This window comes from Mesorhizobium sp. (assembly GCF_965229135.1).
Classification (GTDB): Bacteria; Pseudomonadota; Alphaproteobacteria; order Rhizobiales; family Rhizobiaceae; genus Mesorhizobium.
Genome location: NZ_OZ245860.1, coordinates 744,195 through 766,160 on the forward strand (window position 1 = coordinate 744,195; position 21,966 = coordinate 766,160).

Annotated in this window: 19 protein-coding genes; 10 read left to right on the plus strand and 9 right to left on the minus strand. The window is 61.7% G+C overall.

Annotated features, from left to right (window positions below; genetic code table 11):
• Nucleotides 1–42 precede the first annotated feature (42 nt).
• A complete protein-coding gene (locus ACO07C_RS03595) occupies nt 43–1,416 on the plus strand; it encodes a class II 3-deoxy-7-phosphoheptulonate synthase (RefSeq protein WP_421917431.1) in 1,374 nt (457 codons plus the stop codon).
• Between the two features lie 58 nt (nt 1,417–1,474).
• Here ACO07C_RS03595 and ACO07C_RS03600 read toward each other — a convergent pair whose 3' ends face one another.
• From ACO07C_RS03600 to ACO07C_RS03610, 3 genes are all read right to left on the minus strand, one after another.
• Nucleotides 1,475–2,242, minus strand: a complete 768-nt coding sequence (locus tag ACO07C_RS03600) for an RES family NAD+ phosphorylase (protein WP_421912863.1) — start codon at nt 2,240–2,242, stop codon at nt 1,475–1,477.
• Nucleotides 2,202–2,576 carry an MbcA/ParS/Xre antitoxin family protein gene (locus ACO07C_RS03605; protein WP_421912864.1) on the minus strand — a complete coding sequence of 125 codons (375 nt, stop codon included), beginning with the start codon at nt 2,574–2,576 and terminating at the stop codon, nt 2,202–2,204. Before ACO07C_RS03605 ends, ACO07C_RS03600 begins: the two co-directional genes overlap by 41 nt.
• Before the next feature lie 108 nt (nt 2,577–2,684).
• The gene (locus tag ACO07C_RS03610; RefSeq protein ID WP_421912865.1) at nt 2,685–3,755 is read right to left on the minus strand and encodes a diguanylate cyclase domain-containing protein; all 1,071 of its coding nucleotides are present in this window, start codon (nt 3,753–3,755) and stop codon (nt 2,685–2,687) included.
• 380 nt (nt 3,756–4,135) lie between these two features.
• Here ACO07C_RS03610 and ACO07C_RS03615 point away from each other — a divergent pair, with 380 nt between their 5' ends.
• Nucleotides 4,136–4,495 (plus strand): diacylglycerol kinase, encoded by a 360-nt coding sequence (locus ACO07C_RS03615; protein ID WP_421912866.1) that lies wholly within the window; start codon nt 4,136–4,138, stop codon nt 4,493–4,495.
• Nucleotides 4,496–4,599: 104 nt separating this feature from the next.
• A complete protein-coding gene (locus ACO07C_RS03620) occupies nt 4,600–5,187 on the plus strand; it encodes a hemerythrin domain-containing protein (protein WP_421912867.1) in 588 nt (195 codons plus the stop codon).
• Here the strand turns inward: ACO07C_RS03620 and ACO07C_RS03625 are convergent.
• Nucleotides 5,184–5,786 carry a DedA family protein gene (locus tag ACO07C_RS03625; protein ID WP_421912868.1) on the minus strand — a complete coding sequence of 201 codons (603 nt, stop codon included), beginning with the start codon at nt 5,784–5,786 and terminating at the stop codon, nt 5,184–5,186. The two genes, ACO07C_RS03620 and ACO07C_RS03625, sit on opposite strands and share 4 nt — an antisense overlap.
• 190 nt (nt 5,787–5,976) lie before the next feature.
• On the opposite strand from ACO07C_RS03625, the gene ACO07C_RS03630 reads away from it, so the two are divergent.
• From ACO07C_RS03630 to gltX, 4 genes are all read left to right on the plus strand, one after another.
• A complete protein-coding gene (locus ACO07C_RS03630) occupies nt 5,977–6,690 on the plus strand; it encodes a DNA-3-methyladenine glycosylase I (RefSeq protein ID WP_421912869.1) in 714 nt (237 codons plus the stop codon).
• 86 nt (nt 6,691–6,776) lie between these two features.
• Nucleotides 6,777–8,459, plus strand: coding sequence for an NAD+ synthase (locus ACO07C_RS03635; protein WP_421912870.1), 1,683 nt, complete (start codon nt 6,777–6,779; stop codon nt 8,457–8,459).
• Nucleotides 8,460–8,907: 448 nt separating this feature from the next.
• Nucleotides 8,908–10,713, plus strand: a complete 1,806-nt coding sequence (locus tag ACO07C_RS03640) for an ABC transporter ATP-binding protein (RefSeq protein WP_421912871.1) — start codon at nt 8,908–8,910, stop codon at nt 10,711–10,713.
• A gap of 132 nt (nt 10,714–10,845) precedes the next feature.
• Nucleotides 10,846–12,219, plus strand: coding sequence for a glutamate--tRNA ligase (gene gltX / locus ACO07C_RS03645; RefSeq protein ID WP_421912872.1), 1,374 nt, complete (start codon nt 10,846–10,848; stop codon nt 12,217–12,219).
• Here gltX and ACO07C_RS03650 read toward each other — a convergent pair.
• From ACO07C_RS03650 to ACO07C_RS03665, 4 genes are all read right to left on the minus strand, one after another.
• Nucleotides 12,137–13,333, minus strand: coding sequence for a DUF2865 domain-containing protein (locus ACO07C_RS03650; protein WP_421912873.1), 1,197 nt, complete (start codon nt 13,331–13,333; stop codon nt 12,137–12,139). The genes gltX and ACO07C_RS03650 overlap by 83 nt on opposite strands.
• Before the next feature lie 109 nt (nt 13,334–13,442).
• Entirely contained in the window at nt 13,443–15,767 is a 2,325-nt protein-coding gene (locus ACO07C_RS03655) for an NADP-dependent malic enzyme (protein ID WP_421912874.1), read from the minus strand.
• A gap of 239 nt (nt 15,768–16,006) precedes the next feature.
• Entirely contained in the window at nt 16,007–16,495 is a 489-nt protein-coding gene (locus tag ACO07C_RS03660) for an AAA family ATPase (RefSeq protein WP_421912875.1), read from the minus strand.
• A gap of 187 nt (nt 16,496–16,682) precedes the next feature.
• Nucleotides 16,683–17,462: an SDR family oxidoreductase gene (locus tag ACO07C_RS03665; protein WP_421912876.1), complete on the minus strand. Its 780-nt coding sequence runs from the start codon at nt 17,460–17,462 to the stop codon at nt 16,683–16,685.
• Nucleotides 17,463–17,582: 120 nt separating this feature from the next.
• Here ACO07C_RS03665 and ACO07C_RS03670 point away from each other — a divergent pair, with 120 nt between their 5' ends.
• Together ACO07C_RS03670 and ACO07C_RS03675 are read left to right on the plus strand one after the other, a co-directional pair.
• Nucleotides 17,583–18,398 carry a UDP-2,3-diacylglucosamine diphosphatase gene (locus ACO07C_RS03670; RefSeq protein WP_421912877.1) on the plus strand — a complete coding sequence of 272 codons (816 nt, stop codon included), beginning with the start codon at nt 17,583–17,585 and terminating at the stop codon, nt 18,396–18,398.
• Nucleotides 18,399–18,526: 128 nt separating this feature from the next.
• Nucleotides 18,527–19,741, plus strand: a complete 1,215-nt coding sequence (locus ACO07C_RS03675; RefSeq protein ID WP_421912878.1) for an MFS transporter — start codon at nt 18,527–18,529, stop codon at nt 19,739–19,741.
• Here ACO07C_RS03675 and dgcA read toward each other — a convergent pair.
• Nucleotides 19,712–20,695 carry an N-acetyl-D-Glu racemase DgcA gene (dgcA, locus tag ACO07C_RS03680; RefSeq protein ID WP_421912879.1) on the minus strand — a complete coding sequence of 328 codons (984 nt, stop codon included), beginning with the start codon at nt 20,693–20,695 and terminating at the stop codon, nt 19,712–19,714. The two genes, ACO07C_RS03675 and dgcA, sit on opposite strands and share 30 nt — an antisense overlap.
• Nucleotides 20,696–20,773: 78 nt before the next feature.
• Here dgcA and ACO07C_RS03685 point away from each other — a divergent pair, with 78 nt between their 5' ends.
• Entirely contained in the window at nt 20,774–21,961 is a 1,188-nt protein-coding gene (locus ACO07C_RS03685; protein ID WP_421912880.1) for an ABC transporter permease, read from the plus strand.
• Nucleotides 21,962–21,966 lie beyond the last annotated feature (5 nt).

Sequence of the window (21,966 nt, forward strand, 5' to 3'; positions counted from 1 at the left end):
AAAGCTGTTTGGAATTGCTCGGAAAGAGCGTTGGGTGCAGCGATGACGAAATGGTCGCCGAATTCGTGGAGAGCAAAGCCGATCAAGCAGGTTCCTGCCTATCCGGACCTTGCCGCGCTGAAGAACACGGAAGCCCAGCTTGCGACCTTTCCACCGCTGGTTTTCGCAGGTGAGGCGCGCAAGCTGAAGAAGCAGCTTGCCGCGGTCGCGGCCGGCGATGCATTCCTTCTGCAGGGTGGCGATTGCGCCGAAAGCTTCGCGGAACATGGCGCGGACAACATCCGCGACTTCTTCCGCGTGTTCCTGCAGATGTCGGTGGTGCTGACCTTCGCCGGCGCGCAGCCGGTGGTTAAAGTTGGCCGCGTTGCCGGGCAGTTTGCCAAGCCGCGCTCGTCCGACAATGAGACCAAGGGCGACGTGACGCTGCCGTCCTATCGCGGCGACATCATCAACGGCATCGAGTTCGACGCCAAGTCGCGCATTCCCGATCCCGCCCGTCAGGAAATGGCTTACCGCCAGTCGGCGGCGACGCTCAACCTGCTGCGCGCCTTCGCCCAGGGCGGCTATGCCAGCCTGGAGAATGTGCATCGCTGGATGCTCGGTTTCGTGTCCGACAGCCCGCAGGGAGAGAAGTACGAGTCGCTCGCCAACCGCATTACCGAGACGATGGACTTCATGAAGGCTGTCGGCATCACCTCGGAAACCAATTACGCGCTGCGCGAAACGGATTTCTACACCAGCCACGAGGCGCTGCTGCTGGGCTATGAGGAGGCGCTGACCCGCGTCGACTCGACTTCAGGCGACTGGTACGCCACGTCGGGCCACATGATCTGGATCGGCGATCGTACCCGGCAGCCCGATCATGCGCATGTCGAATACTGCAAGGGCATCAAGAACCCGCTCGGCCTGAAATGCGGCCCGTCGCTGACACCGGACGGTTTGCTGGAGCTGATCGACCTTCTCAACCCGGAGAACGAGCCGGGCCGGCTGACGCTGATTGCACGCTTCGGCTCCGACAAGGTCGCGGACCATCTGCCGAAGCTGGTGCGCGCGGTGAAGAAGGAAGGCCGCAGCGTGGTCTGGTCGTCGGACCCGATGCACGGCAACACCATCGAGGCCGCGGGCTACAAGACGCGGCCGTTCGACCGCATCCTGAAGGAAGTGCAGACCTTCTTCGAGGTGCACCGCGCCGAAGGCACGCATCCGGGCGGCATCCATGTCGAGATGACCGGCAAGAACGTTACCGAGTGCACCGGTGGCGCCCGCGCCATCACCGCCGAGGAGCTGCAGGATCGCTACCACACCCATTGCGACCCGCGCCTCAACGCGGACCAGGCGATCGAACTGGCTTTCCTGGTCTCCGACCTGCTCAAGAAGAGCCACCCTGTGCAGCACAAGCAGGCCGTCAACGGCTGATCTCTTTCTATATTTCTGGGATCGAAAGGCGTCGGAGAAATCCGGCGCCTTTTCAGTTTCAGCGTTCGCGTTCCCAACGCAGGTCCTTGAGCCTTGGATCGGCAAAAGCCGTCCTCGAAAACTCGATCCGCTTTTCCGGAAATTCGCAGATCGCCTGCACGCCGAAGGCGCCGAGGCGGATGCGCCATGTCTGGGGTTCGAGCGGCTTCGGCTTGGTGAAACCACGGCATGTAAGCAGCGCGATGTTGGCACCGTTCGGATTGCGCGCGGAGCGATAGCGGATCGCCTCCAGTCCGGCTTCGCGCGCGACGTCGGCAATGCCCTGGCAGGCCGCATAGTCGGTGGGATGGGCCCAGCTCGCCTCGTCGCGGTCAAGCGGCGGTCGGGTCAGGTCAACGGCTTTCGCGCAGCGTATCGCGGCGGCGAAGGCGGTGTATTCGGCAGCGTCACGTGGCCAGGGCGTATCCGGCGATTCAGCAAAGAACAGCAGCCGGTAGAAGGCCATTTCCGACACGGCGGTCATCATGGTTTCCGCCGCGTAGTAGACGCCCTTGGTCCTGCCGGCGCGGCGGAAGCGGGAGCCGTGCGGATAGACCGACCCGTAGCGGAAGGGCGTTGCCAGCAGATAATGGAGATGCCGGCATTCGAGCGGGATTTGCGGCTTGGTTTCCTCGATCAGGTCCTCGAGCAGCGACTGCTCATCCAGCGTGTCGACGACTTTCAGCGTCGAGACACGGTGCTGCGCCTCGACCATCCGCCAGTATCTGCCTTCGAGCTGTACGGCTTCAGACGAGAGCGCGGCGGGAGTCCAGATAGGCAATGACATCGACAAGCCCGGTGATGGTGAGGATTTTCTCTAGCGGCGTGGCGTCGAACGCGGTGTTGGGGTTCTTCAACCATGCGCGGGCAACGGTCTCGTCGCCGCCGACAATGGCGTCAAGCGAGCGGAACAGGCGTACGAACAGCACCGCAAGCTCGAATGGCTTGGTGCCGCGTTCCAGCAGGAATTCCTGCCTGCGCATGCGCGAAATCGTTGCCTCGGAAACCCCGATGACGGAGGCGAGCATCCTGGCGGTTATGTCCAGAAGGTCAGCGGCGCGCAGCGTGGCCTTGGTTAGAACTGCGTTCTCGGCTGCGTCGGCAGCAGCGCGGGGCTGCATGGTGGCTTCACCTTTCCGTTTCCATGGAAAATATAGGCCATGAAAATTCATATGGAAAGGGGAGGGCCGGTCAAATTCGAGAAGCGGAAAAAACGATCATCCTGAGCGTCAGTCCTTCTTGTAGAGCAGCCAGCTCTTGCCGGAACGGCCGGCCATGGTCGAATGCTTGGTCACACGGTTACGGCCGCTGACCTTCGAGCGGTAAAGCGCGCGGTCGGCCTTTGTGTAGAGATCCTCGGGGTTCTCGGCCTCCGATGCCATGCAGATACCCATGGAAACCGTGACTGTGCCGTAATTCATACCGGTCTGGCTGCTGGTGAAAGGTGTCTGCTCGATCAGCGCGCGGATACGCTCGGCGATCTCGTAGGTCGTGTCCTCGCTGGCGCCTTCGATGATCAGCGCGAATTCCTCGCCGCCGGTGCGGGCAACGAACATGTCGCCAAGAATACTGGTCCGCAGGATGTCGGCGATGATCTGAATGATCTTGTCGCCAACGGGATGGCCATAGCGGTCGTTGATGTCCTTGAAACGGTCGATGTCGGCAAGGATCAGGGCGTTGAAAAGGATGCCCTTGTTGCTGTTGTAGATCCGAGTGATTTCCTTGTCGAAGGCGCGGCGGTTCCAGATGTGGGTGAGGGGATCGGTGTCCGCGAGCCGCTTGTACTCCTCGAGCTTCGACTTCACGCTCTCGAGTTCGGCCGTCTTGTCAGTGAGCGTGGTGGCAACCTGCCTGCCATGATCGATCGTGGAATTGGTTGCGGCGGCCATGGCGTTGGCGATCTTCTGTAGCAGGTCCTGCGAAAGAAGGCTGCGGCCGCTCAGTCCGCTCGACGTCTCATCGAGGATCCTGCCATATTTCTCGATATGACTGCGTTCGCTTCTCAGCAGCGAAGCAACGTCCTCCAGTTCCCTGGCGATGACATCCCTGGCGTGTTCGACGATGCTCGGGCCATGGTTCTGCGCGAAGAAGGCGCGTCCGATCTTGTCCAGTTCGTCCTGGGTCGGGCGATTGCTTAGCGATACGACGGCAAGACTGAGTTCGTGATTGGTACCGCTCAACGCTTCGTAGAAGATCTCGTAATTGCGCGGCAAGCCCAGGACACCCAACTGTCGCATGGTCGCCACAACCGTGCTTGCGATGTCGGTGTTTCGTTCGGTCGGGGCGGTTGCCGGTTGCATTTTTTGTTCACTCTACCCTAGGAGCCATCGCGGACTGCGAGTGCCGGATATCTCCGACGGGGGAACGCGATTCGACATTCCAGAGCATCTTGCGAAGAGACGCGTCCCCACCCGCGACTTTCGCTCACCGCACAATAAATGCAGGCGCGCTAAAGTTTCCTTAATTTATCGTAGCTTCGCAAGCTTTTTCTACCTCAGGCTGTAGAAACCATGCGCCGGTTTTTGAGGCGGGCGCATGTGGAAGATGGTCTTTCACCATTTAAACAAGATCACTAGCCGTAACCCTTGTTTGCAAACGCGTGAGTTTTGGACAAACCACCTTATTCCATTGATGCGGCCATTGCATTATCCCGGGCCGGTGATTCTGACGGGGATTTGGCATGCAACGGCTGATCGACGCGTTCTTCAATTCGGTGCGGGCGTTTCGCAAGCTGGCTGCAACCGAAAAGGCCTTCCAGCAGGAACTAATGCTGCTCATCCTCGCTTTGCCGCTGGGCTGGTTTGTTTCGACCTCCTGGCGAGGCTACGCGTTGCTGATTGGCGCGGTGCTGCTCCTGCTCATGGTGGAAGTGCTGAACACGGGCATCGAGGCCGCGTGCGACGCCGTCTCCCGCGAATTCCACATAGAGATACAGCTAGCCAAGGACTGTGGCTCGCTGGCGGTGCTGATTTCGGTCGTGATCGTTGCCGGTGTCTGGGGGATCGCTCTGATCGAACGGATCACGGGACTACCGATCTAGCGTTTCACCCCCTATATGGCGGTTATCCCAACCTGATCCGGACATGATGCATCCCGAAAACCGGTATCCACTTTTCGGGATGGATCGTGGTCCAGGAGACCGTCATGAGCGACGCCGCCAGTTTTCTGTTGCTTGAGCGAGCAGGGCTGCCCGACGATCTGCGCTGGCTCGCCGAAAAATACCCGCGTGAGAATTGGCAGGGACATGCCAACATCCACGGCATTGCCAACATGTGGCTGCAGCGGCACGACATGTTCCGCGAGTTGGGCGGCATGCTGACCAAGGGCATTGGCGACTATCGCGAGGGCAGGCTGACGGCACCGGACTTCGCGCGCTGGTTCTCGCCGCGTCTCAACCACTTCCTTGGCAATCTCGACGGCCATCACAATGTCGAGGACCACCATTATTTCCCGGTTTTCGCTAAGGCCGAGACCCGATTGAAGCATGGCTTCGAGATACTCGATGCCGATCATCACACGATCCATGAGGGACTGGAACGCAATGCCGAAGCGGCGAACGCCTTTATCCGTACGCTCCAGGAGAGCGAGGACAAGCAGCGATTCGCGGCGGATGCCTATGCCGACGAAAACAGCCGGCTGATTGCCATGCTCACCCGGCATCTTGCCGACGAAGAGGACCTTATCATTCCGTTGATCCTCGATCGCGGCGACCGCCTTCTCGGTATCGATTAGGACACCGTTTCCCTGGCTTCCTTGGCGCGTTCTTTCCTGGACACGTAGCGGGCGATCAGCCAGGCGATGACCGCGACAGTCAGGCCGATTGCGAGGCCGATCAGCAATTTCTCGTGGCGAGCCAGGGCCTTGCCGACCAGCTGCTCCGCCCCCAACCCGAAGAAGTAACCAATGCCGCTGAACAGCACCGCCCATATCGCCGATGATATGGCGTTCAGGATGACGAAGCGCATCATGCCTATGCGCGAGAGGCCTGCCGCGATACCGCCGACGAGACGCAGGCCGTAGATGTAGCGGTTCGACAGGACGAATATGTTGGGGTGCGTGTTGACCAGCCGATAGGCGCGCCTGAAGCCGGGACGCTTTCTCAGCCTGACCACGAATGGATGTTCGGCGAAGCTTCTTCCAAGAATGAAGAACAAAGTGTCGCCCGCGAAGGCGCCCAGCGCGGCTGCAAGGACGGTATGCCACAGAATGAAGAGATGCTGGTGCGCGAAAAATCCGCCCAGGATCGCCGCGCTCTCTCCTTCGGCAACGCAACCGAGAAAAACAGCGATAAGCCCGTATTGTTCGATGAGGTGATGGATGAACTCTGTCATGAAGCTGACCGGTGTTGCGACGGCATACCGTCGAGCGCGTCAGGATCGTTCGTCCGTGGTCTCGCCCAACGGTTTGGCAGACCTCTTTTTACCTTGTTCATGCTTGTTCCCACAGCTATGTCCACGACAGACGTAGAGGCTGCCGGCGTCTACGGGAAGTGGTACATTCGCGGCAACTGGCGAGGGTGCGATGGCCGATTTTCAGAAAATTCGTCAGCGCGCCGCAAAACGCAAGGATGGCGAAGCCCAACTTGCCTCGCTTCTGGGACCTGCGCCCGACAATGCGGCGGTGGCTGGCATCGCGGACGACCGAATTCTTTCGACAATGGCCGAGCGCGTCTTTGCGGCAGGTTTCGTCTGGCGGGTCATCGAGCAGAAATGGCCGGGCTTCGAAGAGGCCTTTCTCCACTTCGAGCCGAAGCGGCTGTTGTTCCAGCCCGATGATTTCTGGCACGACCTGACAGCCGACAAGCGCATCGTGCGCAATCCCCAGAAGATCAAATCCGTTCGTGACAATGCCGCCTTCGTCGAGCGTATGTCGAAGGAACATGGCGGTTTTGGCAAATTCCTCGCCAACTGGCCGGCCGACGACCAGGTCGGTCTGATGGCCTATCTCGGCAAGCATGGCAGCCGGCTCGGCGGCAATACCGGGCAGTATTTCCTGAGGTGGCTGGAGTGGGACGCTTTCATCATTTCGGGCGATATGTCGGCGGCGCTCCGTGATGCCGGTCTCGACATCGCCGACAGCCCGACGTCGAAGAAGGACCTCGACAAGATCCAGACCCAGATCAATATCTGGGCAGCGGAATCCGGCCTGCCGCGCCGGCATATTTCACGCATCCTGGCGATGTCGATCGGCGAGAACCATTCGCCGGACTCGCTGCGCGAATATATGGGCGAATAGTCCGTGACCGACATTCCTTCGACCGGTCCGGGTGGTCCAAACGAACGTCATTGCCCGGCGAATTCCGTCGCGCTAAACCCGCTGACATGATCAAGCAAACCGCTCCCGACATCCTGCGCATCGCCGTCGCCCAGCTCAATCCGACTGTCGGCGACATTGCCGGTAATCTCGCCAAGGCGCGTGAGGCGAGGGCGGACGCCGCCCGCCAGGGCGCCGACATCATTCTCTTCACCGAGCTCTTCCTTGCTGGGTATCCGCCGGAGGATCTGGTGCTGAAGCCGGCGTTCCTGCGGGCATGCGAGCGGGCGGCGGAAGAGTTCGCCGGGGATACCGCGGATGGCGGGCCGGGCTTCATCATAGGCACGCCGTTGAAGCGCAAGAGCGGGACGCATAATTCGATCATCGTCGCGGACGGCGGCAAGATTCTTGCCGAGCGCTACAAGCTCGACCTGCCGAACTACGGCGAGTTCGACGAGAAGCGTGTCTTCCAGGCCGGGCCGGAGATCCAGGGGCCGGTCAATTTCCGCGGTGTACGGTTGGGAATTCCGATCTGCGAGGACATCTGGGGCGATGTCGCCATCTGCGAAACGCTGGCTGAGAGCGGGGCCGAAATCCTGCTGGTGCCGAACGGCTCGCCCTACTATCGGGCCAAGATCGACGTCCGTCACCAGGTTGTCATTCGACAGGTCATCGAGTGCGGGCTGCCGATCATCTATGCCAACCAGCTTGGCGGTCAGGACGAGTTGATCTTCGACGGTGCGTCTTTTGCCATAGGCGCCGACAAGACGCTTGCCTTCCAGATGAGCCAGTTCGAGGAAGCCCTCGACGTCACCACCTGGAAAAGACAGGGCGATGGCTGGGTCTGCTCGGAAGGGCCGATGTCGAAAATACCCGACAAGGAGGAGGCGGATTATCGCGCCTGCATGTTGGGCCTGCGCGACTACGTCAATAAGAACGGCTTCAAGAATGTCGTGCTCGGACTGTCCGGCGGCATCGATTCGGCGATCTGCGCCGCTCTTGCCGTCGATGCGCTTGGCGAGGAGCGGCTACGCGCCGTCATGATGCCCTATCGCTACACGTCGAAGGACTCGCTGAAGGACGCCGAGGATTGCGCCCGCGCGCTCGGCTGCCGCTATGACATCGTGCCGATCTTCGAGCCGGTCGAGGGTTTCGTGCACGCGCTGACGCCGCTTTTCGAGGGCACCAAGGAAGGCATTACCGAGGAGAATCTGCAGAGCCGGGCGCGCGGCACCATCCTGATGGCGATCTCGAACAAATTCGGATCGATGGTCGTCACCACCGGCAACAAGAGCGAGATGTCGGTTGGTTACGCCACGCTTTATGGCGACATGAATGGCGGATTCAATCCGATCAAGGACCTCTACAAGATGCAGGTCTACGCCCTGTCGCGCTGGCGAAATTCGCATGTGCCGCCGGGTGCGCTCGGCCCCTCCGGCGAGGTGATTCCGAAGAATATCATCGACAAGGCGCCGTCGGCGGAACTGCGCGAGAACCAGACAGACCAGGATTCGCTGCCGCCCTATCCGGTGCTCGACGATATTCTCGAATGCCTGGTGGAGAACGAGATGGGCGTCGACGAGATCGTCGCGCGCGGCCATGACCGGGCAACGGTGACGCGCATCGAGCATCTGCTCTACATCGCCGAGTACAAGCGCCGGCAGGCAGCGCCCGGTGTGAAGATCACCAGGAAGAATTTCGGCCGCGACCGCCGCTATCCGATCACCAACCGGTTCAGGGATCGCGGATAGGCGCTTTCCTTAAAGTTTCAAACCGTCGCCGTCCGGCATGACTGCACTGATGAACCAGGCCAGACCACGTCGGTATACAACCCGTCGTTGTTGCAAAATAATCCCAGTGGTTGGCCCAGTTGCCGTTTTGGCGTTGGTTCGCCTTGGCGACGTCCGCGGCCATCTCTATAAGAACCTTTCCGCGATTCTTTGCGGGAGGTCCGAATGGCAGTATTTGAAATGGTAATGCGAGGCCGCGAAGCTTAGGTCTCTGCCGGCGCAACGCGAGGGCTTTTCCTTCGTGCAGATGCCGGATTGAGAACAGGCTTGTGCCGATGCCGGTCGCCGCCCGAGCAAGGGCTGGTCGCCAAATACGCCACGCCGCATTCCGGGCGATTTCTTAGCCTTTGAGCGGTTTTTCAATTTCCGAATTTATTGGGACCGGGCTCGTTTGCGCCCGAATGACATCATGGCTCGTTTTCGAATCGATCTGCGCGCGAGCGCCTTTCGCAGCGTTCTAGGTTTCACGTTCGCCCACTGGCGGCGCCAGCCGTGGCGGCTTTCGCTGATCATGGGCACTTTCCTGTTGTCGACGCTGGCCGACGTGATGACGCCGCTTTATTCCGGCAGGCTGGTGGACGCCGTTGCCAGCAGTGCGTCCGCGGACGAGGTGGCATGGAATGCCGCGATGGCCGCGTTCTCGGTGCTGGTGGCATTGGCGCTGACCGGCGTCGTGTTGCGCAATCTCGCCTTCATGGGGATCACCGACCTGACCCTGAAGATGATGGCGGATATCGCGGCGGATGCGTTCCACCGCGTTCAGCGCTTTTCCACCGACTGGCACGCCAATAGCTTCGCCGGCTCGACAGTGCGCAAGGTGACGCGGGGCATGTGGGCGCTCGACCTGCTCAACGACACGATTCTCATTGCCTTGTTTCCTTCGCTGGTGATGCTGGTCGGCTCGACGCTGCTGCTCGGCTGGTTCTGGCCGATGATGGGCGTGGTGGTCGCTGCCGGCTCGGTGCTTTTCATCATCGTCACCGCGATGCTTTCCTTGGGCTATGTCGCCCCCGCGGCCCGGCTTGCCAACGCTTGGGATACGCGCATGGGTGGCTCGCTCGCCGACGCCGTCAGTTGCAACGCGGTGGTGAAGGGTTTTGGCGCGGAGGCGCGTGAGGAAGCCCGCCTTGCCAAGGTTGTCGCCAAATGGCGCGCCCGTACAAGGCGAACCTGGGTGCGCGGCACTGTCAACGGCACGACGCAGGGATCGATGTTGCTGCTGCTCAGAGCGGCGGTGATCGGCCTTGTCCTGTTCCTGTGGTCATGGGGGCAGGCAAGCGCCGGCGACGTGGCTTTCGTGCTCACCTCGTTCTTCGTGCTGCAGGGCTATCTGCGTGACATCGGCACGCATATCCGCAATTTGCAGCGCTCGATCAACGACATGGAGGAACTGGTCGATTTCGGGTCCGAACCGCTGGGCATCGAGGATCAGCCCGGCGCCAAGCCGATCCGGATCACCGATGGCCGCATCACCTTCGACAATGTCACGTTCCACTATGGCAGCCACCGATCGCCGCTTTATCGCGACTTCTCGGTGGACATAGCTCCAGGCGAACGGGTCGGGTTGGTCGGTCACTCCGGTTCGGGCAAGACGACCTTCGTCAAGCTCATCCAGCGGCTCTACGACGTGAACGCCGGGCAAATTCTTGTCGACGGACAAGATATTTCCATGGTGGCGCAGGCGTCGTTGCGCGGCCAGATCGCCATCGTGCAGCAGGAGCCGATCCTGTTCCACCGTTCGCTGGCGGAAAACATCGCCTATGCGCGGCCTGCCGCCACGCAGGCGGAGATCGAGCACGCCGCCCGGCTTGCCAGCGCGCATGACTTTATCGTCAACCTGCCAAAGGGCTACGGCACGCTGGTCGGTGAACGCGGCGTGAAACTGTCGGGCGGCGAGCGCCAGCGGGTGGCGATCGCACGCGCTTTCCTGGCCGACGCCCGAATCCTTATCCTCGACGAGGCGACATCAAGCCTCGATTCGGAATCGGAGGTGCTGATCCAGCAAGCGATGGAGCGCTTGATGGTCGGTCGTACAACCCTGGTCATCGCGCACCGGCTTTCGACAGTGAGGGCACTCGACCGGCTGTTGGTCTTCGATCGCGGCCGCATCGTGGAGGAAGGCTCGCATGACGAGCTGATCCGGCTGAAGGGTGGCATCTACCGCCGCCTGTTCGAACGCCAGGCGCTGGAACTGACCAAGGGTCTTGTGCTCTGATCGAGCTGTGCACAGCGCCGCGCATCCAGCGCGGCGCTGTAGCCTTTTCATTCCTTTCGGCATGTTCTATGTCTGCCGCTCGGCGCGGGGGCGTGTCTTGTCAACAACAAAAGCATCCGGTACGCCCCGCTCATGACAGTTACTGTACGTTTCGCTCCGTCGCCCACAGGCCGCATTCATATCGGCAATGCGCGCACCGCCCTGTTCAACTGGCTGTTCGCCATGAAGAACAAGGGCCGCTTCATCCAGCGCTTCGACGATACTGACCTTGCGCGCTCGAAGCAGGAGTTTTCCGACGCCATACTTTACGACCTGCATTGGCTCGGCATCTTCCAGGACGCGACGGAGTATCAGTCGCGGCGTTTCGAAATCTACGATGCCGCGGTGGAAAAGCTGAAGGCAGCCGGCGTTCTCTACGCTTGCTACGAGACGCCGGAGGAACTCGATCTGAGGCGCAAGGTACGCCGCACGCGCGGCCTGCCGCCGGTCTATGGCCGGGAGGCGTTGACGCTGACGCCGCGGCAGATCGCCGAATACCAGTCCGATGGCCGCCGTCCGCACTGGCGCTTCCTGCTGCCCAATTTCGCCGGGGATCCGCAGGAGCCGGAGCGTACGGAAGTTCATTGGAACGACTTGGTTCGGGGTGAGGAGACCGTCGACCTCGCGTCGCTTTCCGATCCCGTTCTGGTGCGCGAGGACGGCACCTATCTCTACACCTTGCCTTCGGTGGTCGACGATATCGACATGGGCATCAGCCATGTCATTCGCGGTGACGACCACGTCACCAATACGGGCGTGCAGATAGCGCTGTTCAAGGCGCTGGGCGCCGAGCCGCCGGTGTTCGGTCACCACAATCTTCTGACGACGACCTCGGGCGAGGGACTGTCGAAGCGGACCGGTGCGCTGTCTATCGAGAGCCTGCGCGAGAGCGGTATCGAGCCGATGGCGGTCGCCTCGCTGGCGGTGCTGGTCGGTACGTCTGAAAATGTCACGGCCGTGCCGACGATGAGCGAGCTCTCCGATCGCTTCGATCCGGCCGCGACGTCGAAATCAGCAGCCAAGTTCGACCCGGATGAGCTTCTCGTCCTGAACCGGACGCTGCTCCATCACATGCCGTTCTCAGAGGCACATGACCGGCTTCTGGTGCTTGGCATATCCGGCGAACAGGCCGAGCCGTTCTGGCTGGCGGTCCGTGGCAATCTCGATCGATTGGCCGACGCGACGAGTTGGTGGCGCATCCTGCGCGACGGGCCGCAGGAACAGCCGGAATTTTCCGACGACGACCGCGACTTCCTCCGCCAGGCATTCGATCTGCTGCCTGAAGACCCGTGGACCGGGGCGATCTGGAAGGAGTGGACGACCAAGGTCAGGGAGGCGACAGGCCGCAAGGGCAAGTCGCTGTTCATGCCGCTTCGGCTGGCGCTTACTGGACTGCCTTCGGGGCCGGAGCTCGCAGATCTATTGCCGCTGCTGGGTCGGGAAGGAACGATGGCCCGACGACCCTGATCCTGCGCTGGTCCGGCGGCAACGCGGATACGGGCGAGGTGGCGGGCCTGAAGGTCAGGCGCTTGATCGCTTCGCGATCGAGCTTTCCCTCGGCATTGGCCAGGGTCTCCGGGTCGGCGCCCGGATCGGGCTTCGTCAGAGGCACTGGAACAAACGGCGCGACGTCTGTCGTCGGCTGCGATTGTTCCGGGTTTGGCGGATTGCCGGCGATGATCTGGAAATTCCGCGCGGCATTGCAGCCGCAGGCCGGCGGGCGCGATATGTTGGGCGCCTTGTAGAGATAGGCGGTCGGCAGTTCGCTGTAGGGCCTGCCGGTCACCGATGAGGTCATGGATGCCGAATCGTCTTCCATGCCGCGCGAGTAGAAAACCTGCATCTCGGTGCCCGGGCAGCTCGATTCGCAATTCTTCTGGTCGCGCTCGAAGTCGCCGGCCGAAGCCGCGTTCGACATCGGGAAGAAATACCCGTCGCAAGTGCGAACGCACAATGTACGAAACTCGCCGCCAGAGCGCGGCGGGTCCATGACGGGCTGGTTGAGCACCTGGCGGCCGGTCTGCTGTTCATCGCGGCTGTCCGGCTGGTCGAGTGCGTCTGGCTGGGTTCTGTCGCCACCAAACAGCTGATTGAACAGGTTTCCCTTGTCGTTTTCGGTGTTCGCAGCCTCGACGGGGTTGCTTCTTTGAGGCGCCGCTCCGTCCCGGCAGCCATTGGCGTCAAGGGACGCCAATATGCGCGCCCGATCTCGGCGGGAGCCGCCGCCAGCAAGCCTGGCGCGCTTGTTCTGCAGCGCGTCGAGATTGGCATTCATGCGGTCGATGCTGGCGTTGAGCGCCGCGCATTCGGTGACATTGCTGCCGAACAGAGAAAAGCCGCAGCCAGCGCTGCTCGACTGGCTGCGGGCCTTCGAAATCTGCTCGTGTTGCCGGGCAATCGCGTCGTCGTATTTGCCGAGCAGCGCCGGCTTGCCCCCACCGGTCGAGGCTGCCGCGAGATCGGCTTCGAGTTGGCGGCAGGAACGGGATGCCGCCTGCGGCTGGGACATGACAAGACAGGAAAGCACCAGAGCGCCGAGCAGCACGGCGGTATGCGCCTGCTTCCACCCTCCGCTGGTCATCCGCCCCGAACTCCGCCTGCCTGTTCGCCGCCAAACCTACCGCGCTCGCGGTTAACTGTTTCTTAAGCTTGCCGACGGGCCCGATGCGATCCACAGTGGTCGATATACTTCAGCCCAGATTGACCGTCGCCTGCGCCTTCTGCGCGGCTTCGACAACGGCAAGCGCCGTCATGTTGACGATGCCGCGCGATGTCACCGACGGGGTCAGGATGTGCGCCGGTTTGTCGGTGCCGAGCAGGATCGGGCCGACATGAAGGGCATCCATCATCGTGCGCAGCGCTGTGAGCGTGATGTTGGCGGAATCCAGGTTGGGGAACACCAGAAGATTGGCTTCACCCTTCAGCCGCGAATGCGGATAGACCCGCTGGCGCAGAGACTCCGACAGGGCGGAGTCGGCATGCATTTCGCCGTCGCATTCCAGGTCTGGCGCGATCCGTGCCAGGATCGCTGCTGCGTGCCGCATCTTCAGCGCGCTCGGTGCGTCGCGAGAGCCGAAATCCGAGAATGAGAGCAGGGCGGCTTTTGGCTCAATGCCAAATCGCCTGATCTCTTCGGCCGCCAGAACCGTCATCTCGGCGATTTCCTCGGCAGTAGGGTCGACGGAAACGTAGGTGTCGGTCAGGAAGATAACGCCGCGCTGCGAGATCAGCATGGATAGCGTCGACAGGTCGTGATCCTTGATGCCGGCGCGGGGGCCGATGATCAGCGTGACATTGCGCAGATGGCGGGCAAAGCGTCCCTCCAGGCCGCAGATCATGGCGTCGGCGTCGCCGCGTTTCAGGGCGAGCGCGGCGATCACCGTGTTGTCGGTGCGCACCATGGTGCGCGCGGCTTCCGTCGTCACGCCACGCCGGCCGGCAAGCTCGATGAGCAGGTCTACATAATTGCGGTAGCGCGGGTCGTCCTCGGGATTGATCAGGCCGAAATCGACGCCCGGCTTGATGCGTAGGCCATAGCGCTTCAACCGCACCTCGATGACGTGCGGGCGGCCAATCAGGATCGGCTCGGCTATGCCTTCTTCCAGCACCACCTGGGCGGCGCGCAGCACGCGCTCATCCTCGCCGTCGGCATAGATGACGCGCTTGGCGCTTGATGCTTTCGCCGAAGAGAACACTGGTTTCATCACAAGCCCGGAGCGGAAGACGAAGCGATTCAGCTTGTCGATATAGGCGGCGAAGTCGGCGATCGGCCGGGTGGCGACACCGGTGTCGCAGGCCGCCTTGGCGACAGCTGGAGCGATGCGCAGGATAAGGCGCGGATCGAAGGGCGAGGGAATCAGGAAATCCGGCCCGAAGATCGGCGTCTCGCCGGAATAGGCGCGGGCCGCTACATCGGATGGTTCTTCACGGGCAAGGGCTGCGATCGCCCGCACCGCCGCCATCTTCATCTCTTCATTGATGGCGCTGGCGCCACAGTCGAGCGCTCCACGAAAGATGTAAGGAAAACACAGTACGTTGTTGACCTGATTGGGAAAATCGGAACGGCCGGTGCAGATCATGGCGTCGGGACGTGCCGCCCGTGCGGCCTCCGGCATGATTTCGGGATTGGGGTTGGCCAGCGCCAGGATCAGCGGCTTTGGCGCCATGAGCGCCAGCAATTCCGGTTTGAGGACGCCGGCGGCCGAAAGGCCGAGGAACACGTCGGCTCCCGGCAACACGTCGGCCAGCGTGCGGGCGTCGGTGTCCTTCACATAAGGGTCTTTCCAGCGGTCCATCTCGTCGACGCGGCCCTTATAGGCAACGCCGAAGCGATCGGTGACCCAGATGTTTTCGACGCGCACGCCGAGCGAGACCAGGAGGTTTAGGCAGGCAAGGGCCGCCGCGCCAGCGCCGGAGGTGACGATCTTGATGTCCGAGATCGTCTTGCCGGCAAATTCCAGCCCGTTGAGCACGGCGGCGGCAACGATGATGGCGGTGCCATGCTGGTCGTCGTGGAAGACAGGTATGGCCATGCGAGCCTTCAACCGCTCCTCGACCTCGAAGCATTCCGGCGCCTTGATGTCCTCGAGATTGATGCCGCCGAAGGTTGGCTCCAGCGCCGAGATCGTCTCGACCATGCGCTCTATCCCCGGCGCATCGATCTCGATGTCGAACACGTCGATGCCTGCGAATTTCTTGAACAGCACCGCCTTTCCCTCCATCACCGGCTTGGAGGCGAGCGGACCGATATTGCCAAGGCCGAGCACCGCCGAACCGTTGGAAACCACGCCGACCAGATTGGCGCGCGCCGTGTAGTCGGCGGCGGTCGCAGGATCATCGCGGATTTCGAGGCAGGGAGCGGCGACGCCCGGCGAATAGGCGAGCGCCAGATCGCGCTGGTTGCCGAGCGGCTTCGTCGCCTGGATCTCAAGCTTTCCCGGCGTCGGGTATTTGTGGAAGTAAAGGGCGGCTTCGTCGAGGTCCGAACGTGCCGTTTTCTTGTTATCGCCTTCCATGCGGCCGCTCCATCGAAACCTGCGTAGAGATTCCTTTTAGCATGCGGTCAGCGTTTTTCGCGACGCTAAATGACGCGCCGGCGGCTTTACGCGCTGACCGATAGAAAATCGATATATATCAGCCACTTATGCCGGTCAGCTGAATTCTGGGCCTTGGCACCGCTCGATTTTCCAAGGGATGGATTGACGCCAGTCTCGATCGCGCGGCAAGGCCACGACGGCACACAAAGACCACGTTTTTACCGATGGATCACGATGGTGAAGCCTTCATCGGCGGTCGGCGCTACAAAGTGGCTCGTGATGAGATCGAATTGCTCGTCTGTTGCCGCGAACTCGTGATCCCCGCTGGCATTTCGCGCCCGAAGACGCGCCTTGCAGACGGCATCGGAAACGTCGAAGTAATGCAGTTGGTGGGAAGCTCCCGCCTCCTCAAACATCGTTCGCATCCATGCGCGATTTGCCGGCGTGTTGGCGGGAAAATCCAACACAACCGATACACCTGATTTCAGCAGATCGACCAGATGCGATCCCATCGCGTTTCGAAGGTGGGCAGAGCGGCGGACGTAGTCGGCGACGGAAGTCATTTCGCCCGGGTAAAGCCGGGAAAGCCAATGATCCTCGCTGACAACGACAGTGTGGGGCAGGGTGGCAAGTTGGGCTGCAAGCGTTGACTTGCCGGCGGCAATCTTGCCGCACAGGAGATGCAGCGTCGCTTCGTTCGATGACATATGGATGGACCTGTGTTTGGCGTGTTGCGCGCCATTGATGCTCACATGCGGGAAGACCCGGCCTAACGTGTGTCAGGCCGGGCAATTAATTCGGCCGCCAAAGGCGCAATCCGCGTGGTCAACAAGCAAGGTCATGAACATTCCAACCGAGACATTGCCGAGTGCCGCTTTGTCTCAAACGTGTTGATCAAAAAGCGCTGACGTAGAGACCGCCATCCACCGGTATGTTCTGTCCGGTCAGGTAACCGGCATGGACAGAGCACAGGAAAGCGCAGATCTGGCCGAATTCCTCCGGTGTGCCAAGCCGTTTGGCGGGAACGTCGGCGCTGATGCGGGTCTTGCGCTCGGCAGCCGCCTTGGGATCCTCCACCGTGCCGGCTTCGTGGGGGCCGCGCAGCCTGTCGGTGTCGAGTTTGCCCGGCAGCATGTTGTTGATGGTGACGTTGCGCGCGATCACCGTCCGCGCCACGCCGGAGAGGAACGAGGTCAGACCGGCGCGCGCGCCGGAGGAAAGGTCAAGGCCGGGAATGGGAACATAGACCGACAGCGAGGTGATGTTGACGATGCGACCGAAGCCGCGCGCCGCCATGCCGTCGATGACCGCCTGGACCAGCTCGACCGGTGTCACCATATTCTGCGTGACGCCTTCGAGGATTTTCGCGCGATCCAGTTCGCGGAAATCGCGCAGCGGCGGGCCGCCGTTGTTGTTGACGAGGATGTCGGGCTCGGGGCAGGCGGCAAGCAGCGCCTTCTGCACCTCCGGCTTCGAGACGTCGCCGACGACTTCAGTCACGGTGACGCCATAGCGCTCGCGCAGTTCCTTGGCGGTCTTGGCCACCAGTTCGGCGTTGCGCCCGTTGACCACGATATCGCAACCGGCCTCGGCCAGCGCCATGGCGCAGCCTTTTCCAAGTCCTTTGCTCGATGCACAAACGATGGCCTTCTTGCCGCGAATACCGAGATCCATGACGATTTTCTCCTGGTGAGTTGGCGGCAACCTACCCTTGGGGCTGGACCAATCGCAACCGTCATACGGTTGTTGCATGAATCGGGGCATAGGCTGGGCGAAAGCAACGGTGACAAATCGATGTCCGGCCAAGAGCCCCGCACTTTCCGCAGCATGTTCATCTCCGACGTCCACCTTGGGTCGAAGGCGGCGAAGGCTGAATTCCTGATCGATTTCCTTCGATATCACGACGCCGATATCATCTATCTCGTCGGCGATATCGTCGATGGCTGGCGGTTGCGGCGAAGCTGGCACTGGCCGCAAAGCCACAACGACGTGGTGCAGAAACTGCTGCGCAAGGCGCGCAAGGGCGCCAGCATCACCTATATCGCGGGCAATCATGACGAGTTCGCGCGCCAGTTCCAGGGCGTGCATTTCGGCGGCATCGTCGTGGCCGACCGCGCCATACACGAAACCGCCGACGGCAAGCGCCTGCTCGTCATCCACGGCGACCAATTCGACACCGTCGTGCACAATGCGCGCTGGCTCGCCTATCTCGGCGACCATGCCTATGACGCGGCCATGATCGTCAACCGGGTGGTGACGCGGCTTCGGCAGTTGCTTGGCCTGCCATACTGGTCGTTCTCATCCTGGGCGAAGGTCAAGGTCAAGAAAGCGGTGAACTTCATCGGCTCGTTCCAGACCGTGCTGACCGAGGAAGCGCGCCGTTCGCACGTCGATGGCGTGATTTGCGGTCACATCCACCATGCCGCTATCGAGAACTTCGAGGATGTGCGCTACATCAACACCGGCGATTGGGTGGAAAGCTGCACGGCGGTGGTCGAGCATTTCGATGGCCGGATGGAAATCCTGACCTGGGCGCAGGTGCTGCCGGAGGCGCCGGACCAGGCTTTCGTCCCGATGCTTATCGAAGATCGTGTAGGGCAGGCGGCCTGACGCGGAATTCCCTGAGTTTTCAGCATCAATCGACTGGTCCAGCCGGTTTCGTCCGGTTTTTCTACATGTTATGGGATCGATATGCGTTGCTGACCAGCCGGTCGTGGGCGACGTGATTGGATCGATTCATGTCCCTGCCGCCGCTCTCGCCTGAACAGCTCGTCAAGCCCAGCCATTTCGAACTGCGCATGAGCCTGATCTTCGCGACGCTGTTCGTGCCGCTCGGGACCCATCTGCCTTATTTTCCGCTGTGGCTGCAGGCGAAAGGATTTCACGCCGAGCAGATCGCGGTCATCTTGGCGGCTCCGATGTTCTTGCGCGTGGTGACGACGCCCTTGCTGACGGCGCTGGCGGACAAGGCTGGCGACCGCGCTGATGTCTATATCGCGCTGGTCGCGGCGTCATTGCTGCTGTCGGCGGGCTATTTCCTGCCTCCGACCTACGCCATCGTGCTGGCGGTATCGCTGGTGCTCACCACCGTCTGGACGCCGCATTCGCCGATTGCAGATTCGCTGGCGCTGTCGGGCGTGCGCCGCTTCGGCTCGAATTACACGAGCATGCGCAAATGGGGATCGATCTCCTATCTGTGCGCGAATGTCGCCGGTGGTTTCATCCTCTCGGCGACCGGCTCGCGGGCCGTCCCGGTGATCATCTTCGTAGCGCTGGCGGCGGCGCTTGTCGCCGGCCTGTTCGCGCCGCGGCTTGGCCGTCCCAGGCGCTCGTCGCCGCTTTCGGCCACCGACATCCAGCATTCGGCACCAAAGCTGCTGAATCCCTACTTCCTGTATTTCTCCATTGGCGTCGGCGTCATCACCGCCAGCCATGCATTCCTCTACGGCTTCGTCTCGATCTACTGGAAATCGATTGGCATCAGCGATTCGGTGGTCGGCCTTCTGTGGGCATGGGGCGTGGTGTCCGAAGTATGCATGTTCATGATGTTCACCCGCTTTTTCAATAAGTTCTCCGTCGTGTCGGTCATGGTGATGGCAGGGATTGGCGCCATTGTGCGCTGGATCGCCTTTCCGCTGGTATGGCCGCTAGGCCTCGGCATTCCCGGCTTCTTTGCCGTGCAGTCGCTGCATTCGGTCTCGGTGGCGCTGGTGCTGATCGGTCTGCAGAAGATGATCGGCGAGACGATCTCCGAGGAGCGTACGGGCGCCGCGCAAGGCATCGCCTATTTCTCCAACGGCTTCTTCATGGCGGTGGTGACGCTGGCGTCCGGCCCGCTCTACGACCGTTTTGGCGTGGACGGGTTCTTTGCCATGATTCCGGTTGCCTTGATCGGATTGGCGCTGATCGGGCTCGCCGCGCGCTCAGCCCCACAGCGCCGGCTCGGGCGGTGAAACCAGCGATCCCTCGTAGACAAGGCCGGGCACGCGGTCGCGGGCAAGCAGCAGCGGACCGTCGAGGTCGACGAATTCGGCGCCCTGAGCGAGCAAGACGGCAGGCGCCATCGCCAGCGATGTGCCGACCATGCAGCCGACCATGACGCCGAACCCCAGATCGCGGGCGCGATCGCGCAGGACAAGCGCCGCGGTCAGGCCGCCCGATTTGTCGAGCTTGATGTTGACGGCATCGTAGAGACCGACCAGCGCCGCCAGGTTCTTCGCCTCGTGCACGCTTTCATCGGCACAGATCGGCACAGGATGCGCGATGTGGCGCAGGATCTCGTCATGGCCAGCCGGCAGCGGCTGCTCGATCAGCGTGATGCCCTGCTCGGCGGCGAAGGCGAGGTTCGCGACAATGGTCTCGTCGGTCCAGCCTTCGTTGGCGTCGAGGATGATGCGGCTGTCGGGTGCGGCCTGCCTGACGGCGCGGATGCGGGCGATGTCATTGTCGCCACCGATCTTGACCTTCAGCAGTGGCCGCGCCGCGTTGGCGCGGGCCTGGGCCGCCATTGCATCGGGCTCAGCAAGCGAAAGCGTGTAGGCCGTCTCGAGTGCCTTTGTGGGAACCGCGCCAATCGCGGAGGCAACCGACGTTCCGCTCCCTTTTGCTTCCAGGTCCCACAAGGCGCAGTCTATGGCGTTGCGGGCCGCTCCCGCAGGCATGGCGTCGAGGAGGCCAGCCCGGCTGATGCCATCGGCGATCTGGCCGCTCATCGCCTGGATCGCGTCACGGACGCCGTCCATGGTCTCGCCATAGCGCTTGTAGGGAACGCATTCGCCGCGACCGGTATGGCCGCCGTCGCGGATAATACAGGTGATGACTTCGGCCTCGGTCTTCGAGCCGCGCGAAATGGTGAAGATCCCTGCTATGGGAAAGCGCTCGGCCTCAACCGAAATGACACGCGCCATATTTTTCTGCTCCGGCTATGTGACAACCAGCCTGTCGGCAAATCGACAGGCTGGTTTCGTCAGGCTAAACAGGACGCCATGTTGACCATCGGCAAACGCGACGCAAGCGGCACGACCGCCAAGGAGGCTGACCACCAGCCTTGCGTCGCTGTGGGCGATGAGGGCGGCGTTCTCGGCTGCGCCTTTTCCGGAATCTGGACGACACGCACCGTCGCGCTGATCGACGCCGAGATGCGCAAGATCGAAAAGCGAAGCGGATTCAAGACGCTGGCGCTTGATCTTTCCAAGATCGAGAAAATTGATACTGCCGGCGCCTGGCTGATCGACCGCCTCGTCAGCGCCTTCGAAAAGCAGGGCGCCGAGATCAAGATGCAAGGGCAAAGCGATGTCGCGTCAATCCTGCTTGGCGCCGTCAGCGATGCCGTTCGGCGTGCGCCTGATTCCACACCCGCCCGGCCGCCCAACGTCATAATACGCGCTCTGGAGGCCGTCGGTCGGCGCGTCTACGAAATGCGCGACGATTTCCTTTCGTCGATGAATATTCTTGGCGCCACCATCCGTGGCGCGCAGATGAAGCTTGGCCGCGGTCATGGCGTCAACATGGCGGCGATCTTCAACCAGATCGATCGCATGGGCGTCGGGGCCATTCCGGTGGTCGTGCTGATGTCGGCTATCGTTGGCGCGATCGTTGCCCAGCAAGGCGCCTATCAGCTCAGCTATTTTGGCGCCGACATCTTCGTGGTCGATCTGGTCGGGGTGTTGATCCTGCGCGAGCTTGGCGTGCTGATGACGGCGATCATGATCGCCGGCCGCTCCGGCAGCGCCATCACCGCCGAGATCGGCTCGATGAAGATGCGCGAGGAGGTCGACGCGCTCAAGGTCATCGGGCTCAATCCGATCGGCGTGCTGGTCTTCCCGCGGCTTGTCGCGCTGGTAATCGCACTGCCTTGCCTGACCATCATCGCCAATTTCGCGGCACTTGGTGGCGGCATCGCCGCCGCCTGGCTCTACTCCGGTATTTCGCCGGCTGCCTTCCTCGACCGGCTGCGCGTCGCCATCGACCTCAGCACCATCTTCGCCGGCCTGATCAAGGCGCCGTTCATGGCCATCATCATCGGCACGATCGCTTCCGTCGAAGGGATGAAGGTCGGCGGCAGCGCCGAATCGCTCGGCACCCACGTCACTGCATCGGTGGTGAAGTCGATCTTCGTTGTCATCATCCTTGATGGCATGTTTGCCATCTTCTATGCGGCGATTGCGTTCTGACATGG

Excerpts from the sequence above, each read along its gene's own strand:
- ACO07C_RS03595 (WP_421917431.1), top strand. The coding sequence starts at position 43 with ATGACGAAATGGTCGCCGAATTCGTGGAGAGCAAAGCCGATCAAGCAG.
- ACO07C_RS03600 (WP_421912863.1), bottom strand. The coding sequence starts at position 2,242 with ATGTCATTGCCTATCTGGACTCCCGCCGCGCTCTCGTCTGAAGCCGTA.
- ACO07C_RS03605 (WP_421912864.1), bottom strand. The coding sequence starts at position 2,576 with ATGCAGCCCCGCGCTGCTGCCGACGCAGCCGAGAACGCAGTTCTAACC.
- ACO07C_RS03610 (WP_421912865.1), bottom strand. The coding sequence starts at position 3,755 with ATGCAACCGGCAACCGCCCCGACCGAACGAAACACCGACATCGCAAGC.
- ACO07C_RS03615 (WP_421912866.1), top strand. The coding sequence starts at position 4,136 with ATGCAACGGCTGATCGACGCGTTCTTCAATTCGGTGCGGGCGTTTCGC.
- ACO07C_RS03620 (WP_421912867.1), top strand. The coding sequence starts at position 4,600 with ATGAGCGACGCCGCCAGTTTTCTGTTGCTTGAGCGAGCAGGGCTGCCC.
- ACO07C_RS03625 (WP_421912868.1), bottom strand. The coding sequence starts at position 5,786 with ATGACAGAGTTCATCCATCACCTCATCGAACAATACGGGCTTATCGCT.
- ACO07C_RS03630 (WP_421912869.1), top strand. The coding sequence starts at position 5,977 with ATGGCCGATTTTCAGAAAATTCGTCAGCGCGCCGCAAAACGCAAGGAT.
- ACO07C_RS03635 (WP_421912870.1), top strand. The coding sequence starts at position 6,777 with ATGATCAAGCAAACCGCTCCCGACATCCTGCGCATCGCCGTCGCCCAG.
- ACO07C_RS03640 (WP_421912871.1), top strand. The coding sequence starts at position 8,908 with ATGGCTCGTTTTCGAATCGATCTGCGCGCGAGCGCCTTTCGCAGCGTT.
- gltX (WP_421912872.1), top strand. The coding sequence starts at position 10,846 with ATGACAGTTACTGTACGTTTCGCTCCGTCGCCCACAGGCCGCATTCAT.
- ACO07C_RS03650 (WP_421912873.1), bottom strand. The coding sequence starts at position 13,333 with ATGACCAGCGGAGGGTGGAAGCAGGCGCATACCGCCGTGCTGCTCGGC.
- ACO07C_RS03655 (WP_421912874.1), bottom strand. The coding sequence starts at position 15,767 with ATGGAAGGCGATAACAAGAAAACGGCACGTTCGGACCTCGACGAAGCC.
- ACO07C_RS03660 (WP_421912875.1), bottom strand. The coding sequence starts at position 16,495 with ATGTCATCGAACGAAGCGACGCTGCATCTCCTGTGCGGCAAGATTGCC.
- ACO07C_RS03665 (WP_421912876.1), bottom strand. The coding sequence starts at position 17,462 with ATGGATCTCGGTATTCGCGGCAAGAAGGCCATCGTTTGTGCATCGAGC.
- ACO07C_RS03670 (WP_421912877.1), top strand. The coding sequence starts at position 17,583 with ATGTCCGGCCAAGAGCCCCGCACTTTCCGCAGCATGTTCATCTCCGAC.
- ACO07C_RS03675 (WP_421912878.1), top strand. The coding sequence starts at position 18,527 with ATGTCCCTGCCGCCGCTCTCGCCTGAACAGCTCGTCAAGCCCAGCCAT.
- dgcA (WP_421912879.1), bottom strand. The coding sequence starts at position 20,695 with ATGGCGCGTGTCATTTCGGTTGAGGCCGAGCGCTTTCCCATAGCAGGG.
- ACO07C_RS03685 (WP_421912880.1), top strand. The coding sequence starts at position 20,774 with ATGTTGACCATCGGCAAACGCGACGCAAGCGGCACGACCGCCAAGGAG.